At 32.0% G+C, this 14,780-nt stretch carries 13 protein-coding genes and 1 tRNA gene; 6 read left to right on the top strand and 8 right to left on the bottom strand.

Going from position 1 to position 14,780, the window contains the following annotated elements; all coding sequences use genetic code 11:
* Nucleotides 1-26: 26 nt before the first annotated feature.
* A complete protein-coding gene (locus tag EW093_RS14840) occupies nt 27-1,640 on the bottom strand; it encodes a glycoside hydrolase family 3 N-terminal domain-containing protein (RefSeq protein WP_149569149.1) in 1,614 nt (537 codons plus the stop codon).
* A 63-nt stretch (nt 1,641-1,703) separates the two neighbouring features.
* A complete protein-coding gene (locus EW093_RS14835) occupies nt 1,704-2,357 on the bottom strand; it encodes a Crp/Fnr family transcriptional regulator (protein ID WP_149569148.1) in 654 nt (217 codons plus the stop codon).
* 41 nt (nt 2,358-2,398) lie between these two features.
* On the opposite strand from EW093_RS14835, the gene EW093_RS14830 reads away from it, so the two are divergent.
* Nucleotides 2,399-3,271, top strand: coding sequence for a DMT family transporter (locus EW093_RS14830; protein WP_149569147.1), 873 nt, complete (start codon nt 2,399-2,401; stop codon nt 3,269-3,271).
* Nucleotides 3,272-3,283: 12 nt separating this feature from the next.
* On the opposite strand, the gene EW093_RS14825 is transcribed toward EW093_RS14830, so the two are convergent.
* Nucleotides 3,284-4,786, bottom strand: a complete 1,503-nt coding sequence (locus EW093_RS14825) for a carboxypeptidase M32 (RefSeq protein ID WP_149569146.1) — start codon at nt 4,784-4,786, stop codon at nt 3,284-3,286.
* Between the two features lie 12 nt (nt 4,787-4,798).
* Nucleotides 4,799-6,394: a methyl-accepting chemotaxis protein gene (locus tag EW093_RS14820; RefSeq protein ID WP_149569145.1), complete on the bottom strand. Its 1,596-nt coding sequence runs from the start codon at nt 6,392-6,394 to the stop codon at nt 4,799-4,801.
* A gap of 120 nt (nt 6,395-6,514) precedes the next feature.
* Between EW093_RS14820 and EW093_RS14815 the strand changes: the two genes are divergently transcribed.
* Complete coding sequence (locus EW093_RS14815) at nt 6,515-8,137, top strand: ABC-F family ATP-binding cassette domain-containing protein (protein ID WP_149569144.1); 1,623 nt, start codon at nt 6,515-6,517, stop codon at nt 8,135-8,137.
* A gap of 51 nt (nt 8,138-8,188) precedes the next feature.
* On the opposite strand, the gene EW093_RS14810 is transcribed toward EW093_RS14815, so the two are convergent.
* Genes EW093_RS14810 through EW093_RS14795 form a run of 4 tightly spaced genes read right to left on the bottom strand, consistent with a single transcriptional unit; the run spans nt 8,189 to nt 11,547 of the window.
* Nucleotides 8,189-8,539: a Spx/MgsR family RNA polymerase-binding regulatory protein gene (locus EW093_RS14810; protein ID WP_149569143.1), complete on the bottom strand. Its 351-nt coding sequence runs from the start codon at nt 8,537-8,539 to the stop codon at nt 8,189-8,191.
* Between the two features lie 9 nt (nt 8,540-8,548).
* The gene (locus EW093_RS14805; RefSeq protein WP_281283531.1) at nt 8,549-9,298 is read right to left on the bottom strand and encodes a YaaA family protein; all 750 of its coding nucleotides are present in this window, start codon (nt 9,296-9,298) and stop codon (nt 8,549-8,551) included.
* Nucleotides 9,299-9,311: 13 nt separating this feature from the next.
* Complete coding sequence (locus EW093_RS14800) at nt 9,312-9,746, bottom strand: hypothetical protein (RefSeq protein ID WP_149569141.1); 435 nt, start codon at nt 9,744-9,746, stop codon at nt 9,312-9,314.
* A 40-nt stretch (nt 9,747-9,786) separates the two neighbouring features.
* The gene (locus tag EW093_RS14795; protein WP_149569140.1) at nt 9,787-11,547 is read right to left on the bottom strand and encodes a bifunctional homocysteine S-methyltransferase/methylenetetrahydrofolate reductase; all 1,761 of its coding nucleotides are present in this window, start codon (nt 11,545-11,547) and stop codon (nt 9,787-9,789) included.
* A gap of 110 nt (nt 11,548-11,657) precedes the next feature.
* Here EW093_RS14795 and EW093_RS14790 point away from each other — a divergent pair.
* From EW093_RS14790 to EW093_RS14775, 4 genes are all read left to right on the top strand, one after another.
* A tRNA-Gln gene (locus EW093_RS14790) sits at nt 11,658-11,729 on the top strand.
* A gap of 74 nt (nt 11,730-11,803) precedes the next feature.
* The gene (locus tag EW093_RS14785) at nt 11,804-13,573 is read left to right on the top strand and encodes an alpha/beta hydrolase (protein ID WP_149569139.1); all 1,770 of its coding nucleotides are present in this window, start codon (nt 11,804-11,806) and stop codon (nt 13,571-13,573) included.
* A gap of 111 nt (nt 13,574-13,684) precedes the next feature.
* Nucleotides 13,685-14,356, top strand: coding sequence for a 4Fe-4S binding protein (locus tag EW093_RS14780; RefSeq protein ID WP_149569138.1), 672 nt, complete (start codon nt 13,685-13,687; stop codon nt 14,354-14,356).
* A complete protein-coding gene (locus tag EW093_RS14775) occupies nt 14,353-14,763 on the top strand; it encodes an FMN-binding protein (protein ID WP_149569137.1) in 411 nt (136 codons plus the stop codon). The genes EW093_RS14780 and EW093_RS14775 overlap by 4 nt, the downstream gene beginning before the upstream one ends.
* Nucleotides 14,764-14,780 lie beyond the last annotated feature (17 nt).

Here is a 14,780-nt window from a genome sequence, read left to right as displayed (position 1 = left end):
CAAGGGAATTTATTCACATTAGAAAATTAATGATGATTTAACCACTCTCTAAGGGTCCAGTCCCTTAAGGAGTAGTCTACTGTAGAAAACTCTAGCTTCTCTTTACCACAAATTTTATCAACTAATATTTTTATTGTATTTGGAACAGTTCCATAGGTATTAATAACTGTAGACATTAAAGCTTTATACTCTAGGTGGGTAAAGGGATGAAAGTGGGATATAAAGATTACAGGAGTATCTAAATGAACCCATCCTCCCATTAAATTCCTGGATTGAAAACCATTTAGCCGTATAACATTTGTTCCAAAGTTATAATCATTCCCTACAGAACAGATAATTAGATCAAATTTATTTTTATCAACCGCATCAATTATTTTTTGGCTACCTGGATCTACCCACTGCTCAACACTCTTAAACTCCCTTTCTAACTCAGTTTTCATTGATTCTAATAGGGATAACTGTTTAAAGTTTGGTATAGATATAATGAGATGAAGGACATTTTTATCCTTAGTATTTTTTATCGGAAGGATCTTTTTTCTATCCCTAACAACTTTTATAGAGGAGCTAATAACTTCCTTTGCTACTTCTTCATGCCTATCTTTATTAAAATCATTAGTAGTACTTTTAAAGAGCTTATCTACCTGTTTTCTAAAGGACAATACCCTAGTGGCCCTGTTTTTAAGGGTATCTAGAGTAATAACGCCCTTATCTATTAACTTACTAAATTCAGATTCCATCTTATCATTAGGAGATGCAAAAAGCAGAATATCTCCTCCAAAATCTAAAAACTTTGCACAGGCCTCGTAGTAGTTCATAAACCCTGAAAATCCGACCATTTCTACTGCATCTGAGATTATAATTCCATCGAAACCTAACTCTTTTCTTAAAAGATTATCCATAAGTTTTTTTGAAATTGTAGCAGGGGGATACAGTCCATTTTCACTGCAAATATCATCATATGCTGGAAAACTTAGGTGACCGGGCATTATACTCATAACACCGCTATCTATAACTTCTTTATAAACCTTCCCTGATGTTCTCCACCACTCGTCAACTGTTAGTGGAATCTCTGGAGTTGTTAAGTGTTGGTCGTATATTCCAAACCCATCTCCAGGAAAGTGTTTTGCAGTGGCTATCATCCCGTAGTCCTGGCAACCTTTTAAATATTGTACTCCATATGTTATAACCTCCTCCGGGGTTAAACCAGCCCCTCGACTACTTGTTGTAGGAGTATCTGGGTTTGCACAAATATCTACAGCAGGCCCAAGAGTCCAGTTATAACCTAACTCTCTTCCCTCTAAGGCTGCAATTTTACCCATTTGATAGGCAAACTCTGGTTTTCCAGTAACGGATATACTAAAGAGTGATGGAAAGGCTGTACCTCCATTTATCATAGTTCCTGGTCCCGCTTCAAAGTCGGAACATACAAAGGGTCTATCTTTACAAGAGGCTGTAATCTTATTCATTATTTTTTTATGAAACTCTTTATCCCCTTCATGGATAAAAGCTGTGGCTGTATCAAAGAAATTTTGATCCTCCCTCATATAGTTAGGACAACACAGTATCCCTAATAACTGTTTTAGAGACATCTGTTCTACTCTCTGCTTAGTATCTTCTAATATTTCAATCTTAAATTTCATAAAATCTCCTTATACTATATATTATTATAGTATAAGGTAATAAGTTTCGCCATATAACCAAACTTAATCATAAAACTCTTCCTTTATTACGCTAGATAGTCTCTCTAACTCTCTTCTATTTAGGATTGTAATTTTTTTATTATCTAATCTTAGTAGTTCTTCATCGTTAAATTTTTTAAAAACCCTGCTTAAATGTCTATATGTGGTTCCAAGAAGTCCAGCTAACTCCTCCATTAAGTAGACACTGTCTACGTACTCATATAAAACATAGTACGCAACCCTCTCTTCTAATTTATATCCTAATTTTATAGTTGTACTTGAGGAGTTAGTTACAAATTTGTAAGCAACCTCCTTTGCTAAAAGGTTAAATAGCTGATTATATATCTTCTCGTCAATTATAGATTTTTTAACCCTAAATCCTGAGAGGTTTCCACTACTTACAATATTACATGTAGTACCTGTATCTATTAAAAACTCAACATCCCCTGCTATCTCTTTTCCACTATATAGGCAATAAATTACCTCTTTTCCATTATTTAGACCTCTATATGCTCGACCCCGGCCTGATGTAAAAAAGTAAAGAGAGTCTAACTCCCTATTACACCTACAAATAACTTCTCCCTTGTCCCATGTCTTATATGGGATTAAATTCTTATCAAAGAGAGGTTTTAAAAAATTATATTTAGGAAAACACTTAATAAATTCCGAATAGGACATTTGTCCTTTCTCCTTATAACAAATAGGTCTATAGTTATCTTATGAATATAATTTTAACACTAATAACAGGGATATGCATATCTCTTATGATCTTTTTTAATGGTTCCTTAGATGGTTATATAGGGAATTTCCCATCCCTACTATTTATTCACTCTACAGGTTTTATTTTAATATCTCTATCCTTTTTAAAAAAACAGAGACCTAGGAAACGGGAAAAAAAGAGTAAGTGGTTTTTACTAGCTGGTGTAATGGGAATTGTTGTAGTTACCCTTAACAATACTGTATACAACATGGGAGGAGTCTTATTAACCCTTGGAGGGACTCTTGCCGGCCAGGTTATAATGGCATCTATTATGGAGTTAGTTAAGCACAATAAAAATGGAGAGAGAGTGCCAATTGGTAAAATTATCTCCCTACTGTTAGTAATACCCGGTGCTACAATTATTGGACTTAGGAGTAATATAGAGTTTTATTGGATATTTATCTCTTGGATACCCGGTATGCTTGTTATGTTACAATCATACATGAATAGCCAAAACATACTCTCTATTGGTTTTAAAAAAACACTAATTATTCATTATGGAAGTACCTTGGCTGTTCTTTTAATTATGATGATTTTTATACCTTTGGGGGACTCTGTATCCAAGGTGTTAAGTGGACAAGTTCCATTACAATTTGTTATTGGTGGAGGGTCTATTGCTATATTTATAGTCTCAGTGGGAAGTTACCTCTTATTAAAACTAAAACCAATAACTTATGTGCTACTTCTTTATACAGGACAACTATCCAGTGCTATTCTACTTGACTATACAACTGGTCTACCATTTTCTAAGGAGAAGTTTATAGCTATGATATTAATTATTTGCGGACTATTCCTTGGGGAGATTAAACTTAATAAAAAGGCTGGGGTATAACCCCATACCTTTTTATAGATTGTATATCTTAGAGTATTTGTTTTCTAAATATTCGCAAAAATAGTTAGGATTTAATAACTCATTTGTACTTTTTAAACTAATCTCATCTGGTGTTAGAAGGGACCCAAACTGATGTACATTTTTATTTAACCACTCTAGGGGTGTTTTAAAATCAGACTTTAATAGGGTCTCCTTAAGTTTAATATCCTTTTCCATCTTATTTGCAAATTGGGCAGCATAGGCTGAACCTAGGGCGTAGGTCGGGAAGTAGCCAAATAAACCATGGGACCAGTGAACATCTTGTAAAACTCCTAATCTATTATTTGGCGGAACTATACCTAGGTACTCTTCCATTTTTTTATTCCAATACTCGGGAAGTTCATCGACTTCTATACTTCCTTCAATTAGTGCAACTTCTATCTCATATCGAACCATAATGTGTAGAGAGTAGGTAAGCTCGTCGGCATCTACACGAATAAAGCTTGGTTTTACATTATTAATTGCTTCATAAAATTCTTCCTCTGATACATCTTTTAGTTGTTCAGGGTACCTCTTTTGTAATTTTGGGAAGTAAAAATTTATAAACTCCCTACTTTTAAAAATATTATTTTCATATATTCTTGATTGGGACTCATGTATTCCAAGGGAAGTTCCAGTAGCAAGGGTTGTATTAATTAAATCTCTACTAATATTTTGCTCATATAGGGCATGTCCTCCCTCATGGGCTACAGATAACATACCAGAGATCATATTATTTTTATCGTACCTAGAAGTTAATCTAACATCATCAATATTTAAACCCATGGTAAAGGGGTGGGTACTCTCTTTTAATAGACCTCTATCTAGATCAAAGTGCATAAACTCTAAAAGTTCAGTTGCTGCCTCTCTCTGGGAATCAAGGGGGTAGTCTCTGCTTAAAAACTCATCTCTTATATTTTTTTTAGAGTCCATTATTCCTTTTAATAGGGGAACAATCCTCTTTCTTAATGTATCAAAGAATATATCTAGTTTTTCTCTTGTCATACCCTCTTCATAATCATCTAAATAGATATTATATGGATGGTTCTTAATACCCCTATAATCTGCAAATCGTCTTAGGGTTTTAATAATTTCCTTTAAATCTGGGCTAAAAATTGAAAAATCATCCTTCTTTCTTGCTTCCTCCCAACTATGTTGAGCTCTATTTGTTAATATTTGATACTCTTTAATCTCATCTGAAGGTATTTTAACAAGTTTATCATACTCCTTTCGGGCTTTATGTACCATTACAGACTCTTTATCATCTAACTTATCTATATTTTCTAATAGGGTATTTAAGTCTTCATCCATCTGCTTTGTTACAAACATTTCATACTCTAGGGTGGAGAAAAAACCAAGACTCTCACCCCTAACAGGGAAGCTGCTTTTAGGTGCGTCTGTGGACCCATCCCAATGCATTACATTTACCGCATAACTAATATTTTTAATATCCTCTACATACTTTTTAAATCGTTCTAACGCTTCTAAATAATTCATAATTTTTTCCTTTTATATTGAGTTCATATGGGAATCAATCTCCCTAGCCATTTGAGATATCTCTTTTATATCATCCTTAATTGTAGATGTATCATTGGTAATACTACTAAGGGATGAGAGAATATTACCAGAAGCTTCTGTAATTCCAGATAGATCACTATTTACAATATTATGGTTATTTAAAACCTCTTCAACACCAGAACTAACCTTTGTTGTTAAACTGTTTAATAGAGATGTTGCTGTTAGTATCTCATTACTACCTTCAGAGAGTTCCGAGGCGCTAGAAGAGATCTCTTCCATCGCCCTAGAAACTTCTATGATTTCCTGGTGAATACTCTGAAATGAATCACCTGATCTTTTAACTTCATTACCTGTATTTTCTATAGATTTTACCAGGTCTATAATCCTGTTTCCAATATTTTTAGCATTTGAAGAACTACTCTCTGCTAATTTTCTTATCTCATCTGCAACAACAGCAAACCCTTTACCTGCATCCCCTGCATGGGCGGCCTCTATAGCTGCATTCATTGATAAAAGATTAGTTTGAGATGCAATGTCATCAATAACTGTAGTCATCTCCTTTATATTTTCAAAATTCTCAATAACCTCATTAAATGAGTTGATTGTTTCGTTTATGGATCTCTCCCCATTGGCAGATGAGTCTAATAAAGAGGATACAGTATCCTTCTTTTTAAAAATAACATTGGCAACATTTAGTATAGATGCATTCATCTCCTCTATAGAAGCACTGGTTTGTGTTACATTAACAGACTGATTATCAGCAACACTCTTTAGATTTATTATTTCATTTGAAATTGTATTTAGAGCCGTAGAAGAATTTCTAAACTTTGTTTGAAGAATATCCATTTGTACTTTTACCTGTTGAACCCTCTCATCTATACTTTCACTAGCACTATTTGCTGTTCCAGATAGTGTTATTAAATCACTACTCTTATTTAATTGAACCTTAATAGAGTTTAGAACTTCCTGACGTTTACCCTTCTCTTCATCTGCAATTTTAAGTTTATTATATATATCCCGAATTATTCCCAGCTCTATACTTTTCATAAAATATATTGCAATTGATCCTGCTAACATTACAAATGTAGGTAGTATTAATTGTAGATTTAGAGATTTAACATGACTCTCTACTAACCCCTTAGAAATAGCCATATATGTAATTAATACATAAGATAAAATTGTTGCTGAAAAAATTATTTTTAGGTTAAAAAGTTTATGACTAATCATACCTGTTGATATAATTAAAAGCATATAGTTTACAGCGTGACGATATGGGATTTGTATTGTTACCCTAGATTCTAAAAACATAGTTGTAGTTAAGCCTAAAAATACACCGGAAGAGAAAAATAGAGTAGCTACATCATACTTACCTTTATATAAAAAATATTGAGAGAATATTATTGCGGTAATAATTATATATGTATTAATACTCTCTATAAATGACTCTTTATTAATAATTTTCAAGATAAGTATAAGTGACATAAGAACAACACTAACTATACTTAATATCCAGAAAGCTGGTGCCATTCTTTGCACACCGTAATCGCTATCTTTATATATTTCACTAATTTTTTTATTTAATTTCACACAGTGCCCCTTTAATCATAATGAGTATACAATAGTTTTAATAGTTTAATCAAAATAAATTTTTACTAGTTAAATAGAATTACCATTGAAGCTTATATATTTATAATATAGATTTATTCCATGGTAAATGTATCGAATATAGCTTTAAGTTATGGAGGAAGAAACCTCTATAGAAATGGAAGTTTTATAATAAGACCCCAGGATAAAATTGGTTTAGTTGGACCTAACGGTTCTGGAAAAACATCACTTTTTAGAATATTAAGTGGGGAAGAGAAAGCCGATGATGGAACAGTAACAATCCCTTCTAACTTTGTAATAGGATATTTCTCCCAGGATGTTGGGGAGATGAGTGGCCATTCAGCCTTAGAAGAGGCACAATTAGGTGCTGGTAAAGCCTTTGAACTTGGAAAAAAGTTAACAAAACTAGAACACGATATGTGCGACCCAGACTTAGATCCAGATAAGATGGATGAAGTTATGGAACAGTATGGCAAAGTTCAGATGGAGTACCAGGACTTAGGTGGGTATGATTTAGAAACAAACGCAAAAACAATATTAACCGGTTTAGGAATAGGAGAGTCTAGATGGAATGAACCTGTAGAATCCTTCTCTGGAGGGTGGAAGATGAGAATTGCCCTTGCTAAGATACTTCTACTTAATCCTGACCTATTATTAATTGATGAGCCAACAAATCACTTAGATATTGAGACTATTATCTGGTTAGAAGAGTGGTTAAGAGAGTTTAAAGGTTCAATATTAATGACAAGTCATGATAGGGAATTTATGACTAGACTCTGTAATAGAACTCTAGAAGTAGCCCCTGGATCTATTACCCTATACTCAGGGGATTATGACTTTTATATGGCAGAGAGGGTTATTCGGAGGGAGCAATTAATCGCATCAAAAAGAAAACAGGATGCAATGTTAGCTAAGGAAGAGGAGTTTATAGCAAAGTTTGCAGCTAGAGCATCCCACGCCGCCCAGGTTCAATCTAGGGTTAAAACCATAGAGAAGATTGAGAGAATAGTTATACCCCCAGAGCCTAAGGTTATGAAACTTCAACTCCCCCAGATAAAACGTGGAGGGGACATTGTTGTTGCCCTAGAGAATCTAGGGAAAGAGTATATTTTAGGAGATGGCTCTACCCATCCAGTCTTTAGCGGTATCACAGGAACCGTAAATAGATTGGATAAGATTGCTGTAACAGGTGTTAACGGTGCAGGTAAATCTACACTACTTAAAATAATAAATAATTTAACGGAACCAACAGAGGGTTCATCAACAGTTGGACCTAGTACAGAGATTGGATACTTTAGCCAGTACTCTTCCGATGTTTTAAAACCCGAAAACACAATATTTGAAGAGGTATCCTCTATACTACCAAATGAGACTGTAGGATATGTAAGAAATCTGTTAGGTTCCTTCTTATTTAGTGGAGATGATATAGATAAACCCATATCTGTTTTATCTGGTGGAGAAAAAAGTAGGGTTATGTTAGCCTGTCTTCTATCCCAACCATATAACTTTATTATACTAGATGAGCCAACAAACCACTTAGATATTGCTAGTAGAGAAGTTTTACTAGATGCTTTAAAAGAGTTTAAGGGAACAGTTATGATAGTAAGTCATGATAGATACTTTTTAAGGCACTTTATTACAAGGGTATTTGAAGTTGATCATGGGAAACTAAATATATACGAGGGTGATTACGACTATTACGAATCAAAGAAGGCTTCGGTTTAGGTTAATAAGGCTCTTAAAATAATAAATTGAGAGCCTTTATAAATTTATGAACTACTTAAAAATATTATCCCAGACTTCTTCCTTAAAACCAACAGTACCAGTAGTTTCAGTTAAAATAAAAGGTCTTTTAATTAAAGCACCCTCCTTGGAGAGTATATTTAGTGTTTCATCCTGGGATAGAGTTTTAATTTTATCCTTATAGTTACCCTCCCTATACTTTACACCGGAAGTATTAAATAACTTTTTTATGTTTCCATCTAAATAGCCTAACATTAACTTTAATTCATCTACAGTTGGTGGTGTCTCTAATATTTCTAAGGCTGTATATTCTAACCCCTTCTCATCTAAATATTTTATTGCCTTTCTACAGCTACCACATCTATTATATTTCCATATTTTCATAATAAACTCCTATCTTTTAATATAAAGATAACTATTATCAGTAACATCCTCAAGTATAAAATTCTCAAATTTTAGGTTTTGTAGCCCACCTTCTGTTGTTACTTTATTTATAATTACTTCCCTACTCATTAGGCCCCTCATTCTTTTTGCCCATATAGCTACTGTTTTTAACTTACCATCTATCTCTACCTTAAATTCCGGGGTTATTATTTTAGCAGGAATATTATTAAACTTAATAGCTTTTGAATACTCCTTAGAACTTAAATCTAGAAGTAGGCCTGAATTATCCTTTTCAACTTCCTTAGATAAAAAAGAAGTTAGATCCTTTGACCAAAAATCGTATAGGGAGTTGTACTCCTTAATTTTTAATCTATCAGCAATATCTAACCTATAGGGCATTATTATATCCAGGGGTTTTAGAAAACCATATAAACCACTAAATATTAGTAGCTTTTTATCTGCGTATTCTAATTCATCATCTGTTAAATACTTAGGATTTAAATAGTTAAAAGCCTCTCCAACAAAGGTAAAAACAGCGGTGGAACCAGTATTTTTTTTTGGATTGTTACGCCACACCTGATTATACAGAAATACTTCTTCTACAATTTTATCACTTATACTAAGTAACTCTTTTAACTCATTAGATGTTTTACCCCTTAAAAGATCCATTAAAGTTGACGCCTTATCTATAAAGGAGGGGGTATTTAGTTCAATCTTAGATGGAGGAGAGATAATCTGTTTTTTAGTAGGTGATAAAATTATTTTCAGAATTCTACTCTTTTATCCAAAGACCAATTATCCTATTTTCATAATAGAAAATTCGCACTTCTAAACCCTCTTTAATAGGGCCACCATTAGCAGCTATATTGTTAAACGCACTATTGGATCTATCATCCCTATAAAAAAAATCAACACCGTCAACACTAAAAGATTCTGGATTAAAATCATCCATCTCTTTAAAATTCTCTACCCTGCCCTCTACAACACTATGTTTTTTATTAATTAGGATATCTCTTAGATATCTATAATCCTTAGAAGTATTGTATTTATTAAAAATAGAACCAAAAATTGATATGAAAGCTAATATAGGAATTATTTTAACTAACCTTGGGGATGTTTTCCTAATCTTTAAATATACAAAACCTATAACAATAAGTAAAAATGAAATTGTTAAAAAAATAGATCCGCCTGGTGCGCTCTCTGTCATTATATTAAAATATTCTATAAACATACTGTTTTATACCTAATTATCTATTATTCATCAATGCTTTTGATATAATTTCTCTAATCATTGATGTTCTAAAAAATGGTGTAATAAAGTAGAAGCCATCAACAAAGGACTTTAATCTGTTCACTGTTTCTATAGAGATATTTATGCCAATCTTTTGGGCCTCTTCCCTACTCATATCCTGATTAAAACGTTGGATTAACTCATCTGGAATTGTTATACCTGGAAACTCATTATTTAAGAATTGAGCATTTTTATATGTAACTAGAGGTAGTATTCCAGCTAAAATCTTCACTCCTGGTTTCTTTTTAATTTTTGATAAAAATTCTATGGCCCTATTGTCATATATAGGTTGAGTTAAAAAAAGTGTAGCTCCAGCTTCAACCTTATCCTCTAATTTTTTTAATTGAACATCTAGGTTCTTCGAGTTTAGGTTTAATGCACCACCAATAATAAAGGGAGAATCACTAACTACTCCCTTATTAAAACCAGAGATAGACTCCATTAAAGAGACAGAGTTACAGTTAAATACTTTTTTTACAACATCCCTCTCTTCTAAAGGAACAGGATCCCCTGTTATTACTAGAATTTTTCTTATATCCTCACTATGGGCTGCAAGTATATCTGATTTTAACGCTATTAAGTTTCGGTCCCTACAACAAATATGGGGCATTACATCAATATTTACATCCCTCTTAATTCTAGCTGCTACAGATATGGAGTTTAGCCTCATTCTCCCTGAGGGTGAGTCTGCTACAGTAATAAAATCAACACCTATATCCTTTAACTCTCTAGCACTTTCTAATAATTTATCTAAATTAGGTTTAAATGGGGGGTCAAGTTCAACTGCAATAATATGTTTTTTATCACTATTTGGAATGCTCTCTTTAGTTTCAACTTTTTTTACCTCTACAACAGGAGTCTCTGCTCTATTCCCATTTAAAAGATCGTTTATGCTCTTTATATATTTAGGAGTTGTTCCACAACATCCACCAATTATCTTAGCACCAAAATCAACCCCTTCTAAAACTACTTTTGCAAAATATTTAGGATCAGAATTAAATACAGTTCTATTGTTAACTAATTCTGGATAACCTGCATTTGGATAGAGAGATAAGGGATATTTTAAACTTTTATCCCTTATATTATTTATTAAGTGTGTTGGTCCTGTTCCACAATTAAAACCTAAGACATCAACGGGATAAGAGTCTTGTATTAGTTGATCTATACTTATTCCAACCCTTGTTAAACCACTTTTCGATATAGAGTACTGAACCATAATAAAAGAGTCTTTATCTTTTAATTTAATATATTCAAATACATCCTTTAAATACTTATCTGTAGCAAAGGTTTCAAAATTAAAGATATTTACACCACAATTGAGGAAACAATCAATAATAAATTTATACTCATCTAAAATATCTTTATATAAGAGTTTTGACCCATCATCTTCAAATTCTGGTATAGGGCCAATATTACCAGCAATAAACAGATTTTTATCCCCTTTAGCATCCTTTGATGCTAAACAAGCATTTTCTATAATATTTTTTAGTTTCTCTCTACTTATATTTAGACAGATAGTGTTTGCAGCAAAAGTATTAGTTCTAATTAAAGAAGCACCACTTTCAATATACTCTTTGTGAATAGATGTAATTAAGTCCCTATTAAATAAATTAGCTTCCTCTACCCTATTTACAGAATCCTTTGTTAACTCTGAATAATATGTTCCCATTGCTCCATCGGAAATAATTATATTTTTTTCTATAAAATCCTTTATCATAAATAAAACATATATAAATTAATAATCATTATCTAGTGATTTATAAAACTTTTGTAATTTTTATGTTGACCAAGAAAATATAATTATGTATTATTCATCTCGTAAAGCAATTGGTCGTCGACAAGCGGTAAGTCACATGGTTTTGATCCATGCATTCGCAGGTTCGAATCCTGCCGACCAAGTTAGGGATGAGAGTTAATCTTATCCCTTTTTTTTACTCTTTTTATTATACTTAATATTCCTATATAATGTAAAAATGATTTTTATTCCTCTGTTTTATTACGTCCTATATATAATGTTACTTTTTGGAATTATTCCAATTAGATCTCTTTTTTTTCTAAATTTATTATCAACACTTATTATCTCTTTTCTGTTCTATTTTCCTATAAAATACTTAAAAGGAAAAAAGATTAAGTTTTTTATCATCTTAATAAATATTATCTTTTTCTTTTTACTTAAGGAGTTTAGTAGAGTTTCCCTTAAAACAACTATAATCCTCCAGATAATAACTACAATAATGCTATTATTGTTATTTTCTAAACATAAATATTTAAATAATATCTCCAAGGGGCTATTTATTACATTAACAGCTTTATCTATGTGGCAGGGTTTTAAAATTGATTATAAATCAAATCTTTTACAAACAGAGACACAAGTAGATCTTAATTTTTATGAGTATAACAGATTAAAAATAGTTGATAGTAGTAAATATTATAATGGGAATAGTGGCATAGCTAAACTATATGATAAGATGTTTTGGGGGTTCACAAAAAATCTCCCCCTAAATGGACGGGTATATTACCCCAAAAAAAGTGGAGTATTCCCAATAGTTTTTATACTACACGGTAACGCATTAGCAGAGAATCCATCCCATAAAGGTTATGACTACCTATTAAAACATTTAGCAGCTAACGGTTTTATTGCAGTTTCTATTGATGAAAATTTCCTAAATGGGAACTGGACGAGCCTTGGCCAAGGGCAACCTAAGGAGAATGATGCTAGGGCTTTTTTACTCTTAGAACATATAAAACTGTTTGATCAGCTAAATAGGGATAAAAACTCAATTTTTTACAATATGGTAGATATATCAAATATTGGGTTAGTTGGCCACTCTAGGGGAGGAGAAGCTGTTAGTATAGCAGCTAAATACTCATACTACCCAATAAAGGCTGTTATGTCCTTATCTGGGACAGATAGGCAGTTTAGAGAGAGTATAAACCTAACAAATATATCCTATATTGCACTGCATGGTGCTAATGATGGTGATCTTAAAAGTTTTAAGGCTAGATCCCAATTTAATAGGATCTCTTTTACAAATGATAGTGAGTATAATATAAAAGCAACCTACTACCTTGAGGGTGTGAACCACTCCCAATTTAATAGTGATTGGGGTTTAATTGACTCAACAAGTTTAGGAAAGCTTTTTTATGGAAGAAATAATAATTTAAAAGCAATTGATCAAAGAGAGATTGCAAAGGAGTTAAGTCTTAAACTATTTAGATTTAAGTTACTAAATGTAGTAGATGAAGTTAAATACCTTAAACAACCTAGTTTAATTCCAACTCTCCCTAATACAGTTATTATCACCGACTTTCTAAGTAGTAACTATAAGCCAATAAACTATAACTTAAAAACAGAAGATATTCACAAACGTTCGTTCTATAAAAATGGTAAAAGTACATGGGATTTTACGATTAATTACAACTCTAAAATTATACTAAATAATAAGCTAGATAGTATTTCAACTAAGAACATTATCTTCTCATTGGCAAACTCTTCTAATAAAGAATTGGATCTTTTAGTTAATGTTATTAAAGATAACAGTGTTAAAGAGTTTGTCTACAGGTTAGAACCAGGTATAAGTAAAAATATTTTTAAAATAAATACGTTCTCAAAGGAAGATAGAATTGATCCTAATTTCCAATACTTCCAAATTCCAATAGATAACAAGCCTTGGGATAGAATAGAAATAAATCTTAAAAATTTTGAAGGGAGTATATTATTTAATAATTTCTATTATTTGTAATAGCTGAAGGGACATGTCATTTTCTTTATATACGTTTCATGTTTACAAAAGTTTACATAAACTTTACCTAAAATTAACCAATAATAGCTATCTTTGTAGTAAATTAGCTACATGAAAAGGAAAATAGTACAAATTATTTTTATAGTTTTATCAGTTCTGGGGCTTATAACAGTTAACTACACAATGTTTATTGTTTTTTTAATCAGTTCACTTATACTAGGACCATTTTTTTGTGGATGGTTATGTCCCTTAGGTTTTGCCCAGGATATTTTATCAAAAATTGGTAAATTCTTACATCTCCCTAGGATAAGAGTAAATAAAAATGTAGAAAGAGTTATTAAATTTAGTAGGTATATTTTATTTATATTTATACTATTTGGTTTCTCTTTTGCCATTTTATTAGATAGCCCATATAGAGTCTTCGCCGGGGTACTAAGTTGGAACTTTAAATTTATATCTATATCTTCATGGGTTATATTTGGAATACTAATGATAATTGGGTTATTTATAGAGAGACCATTTTGTAGGTACTTATGTTTTGAAGGAGCAAGATATGGGGCAGTTAGTACCCTTAGAATCTTCTCAATTAACAGAGAGGTTAAAACCTGTATTAATTGTAAAAAATGCGACAAGGAATGTCCTATGCAAGTTAATATATCAACAGTTAAACATGTAAGAGATCCTAGTTGCATTAACTGTTTAGAGTGTATAAATTCTTGCCCAGTAGAGGGGTGTTTAACATATAATTTTGTTTTAAATAAAATAAACAAGGAGATAAAATGAAAAAAATGATATCAATATTATTATTTATCACAGTTTTAAGCAGCTTTGTGATAACTGCAAATCCGTTTTCAAAGTCAGGTAGACACAGTAGTATCCAGTATTCAATACCTGAGGGTATGATAATATCCCAATTAGATTTAAAAGATGGAACTTACCAAGGTGTTGCAAATGGATTTGGAACTGGATTAACAGTGGAAATAACTATAGAAAAAGGGGTCTTAACCTCTGTAGAAATTATCTCCCATAATGAAGTAGGAAGTAGATTTTATAGTACCCCTATAAAATATATTCCAAGTTTTATTGTAGACGAGAAAAAAAGCGAGGTAGATGCGGTATCTGGAGCTACAGCAACAAGTAAAGGAATTATGTCTGCTGTTGAAGATGCTCTAAAAAAGCTATATAGCTAAAATAGACATAAAGTTAA

It is taken from the genome of Thiospirochaeta perfilievii, from assembly GCF_008329945.1.
GTDB classification, from domain to species: Bacteria; Spirochaetota; Spirochaetia; order DSM-2461; family DSM-2461; genus Thiospirochaeta; species Thiospirochaeta perfilievii.
The sequence above is the reverse complement of the archived record's forward strand: the minus strand, read 5'-3'. Positions and strand labels throughout refer to the sequence as shown.

Excerpts from the sequence above, each read along its gene's own strand:
- EW093_RS14840 (WP_149569149.1), bottom strand. The coding sequence starts at position 1,640 with ATGAAATTTAAGATTGAAATATTAGAAGATACTAAGCAGAGAGTAGAA.
- EW093_RS14835 (WP_149569148.1), bottom strand. The coding sequence starts at position 2,357 with ATGTCCTATTCGGAATTTATTAAGTGTTTTCCTAAATATAATTTTTTA.
- EW093_RS14830 (WP_149569147.1), top strand. The coding sequence starts at position 2,399 with ATGAATATAATTTTAACACTAATAACAGGGATATGCATATCTCTTATG.
- EW093_RS14825 (WP_149569146.1), bottom strand. The coding sequence starts at position 4,786 with ATGAATTATTTAGAAGCGTTAGAACGATTTAAAAAGTATGTAGAGGAT.
- EW093_RS14815 (WP_149569144.1), top strand. The coding sequence starts at position 6,515 with ATGGTAAATGTATCGAATATAGCTTTAAGTTATGGAGGAAGAAACCTC.
- EW093_RS14810 (WP_149569143.1), bottom strand. The coding sequence starts at position 8,539 with ATGAAAATATGGAAATATAATAGATGTGGTAGCTGTAGAAAGGCAATA.
- EW093_RS14800 (WP_149569141.1), bottom strand. The coding sequence starts at position 9,746 with ATGACAGAGAGCGCACCAGGCGGATCTATTTTTTTAACAATTTCATTT.
- EW093_RS14795 (WP_149569140.1), bottom strand. The coding sequence starts at position 11,547 with ATGATAAAGGATTTTATAGAAAAAAATATAATTATTTCCGATGGAGCA.
- EW093_RS14785 (WP_149569139.1), top strand. The coding sequence starts at position 11,804 with ATGATTTTTATTCCTCTGTTTTATTACGTCCTATATATAATGTTACTT.
- EW093_RS14780 (WP_149569138.1), top strand. The coding sequence starts at position 13,685 with ATGAAAAGGAAAATAGTACAAATTATTTTTATAGTTTTATCAGTTCTG.
- EW093_RS14775 (WP_149569137.1), top strand. The coding sequence starts at position 14,353 with ATGAAAAAAATGATATCAATATTATTATTTATCACAGTTTTAAGCAGC.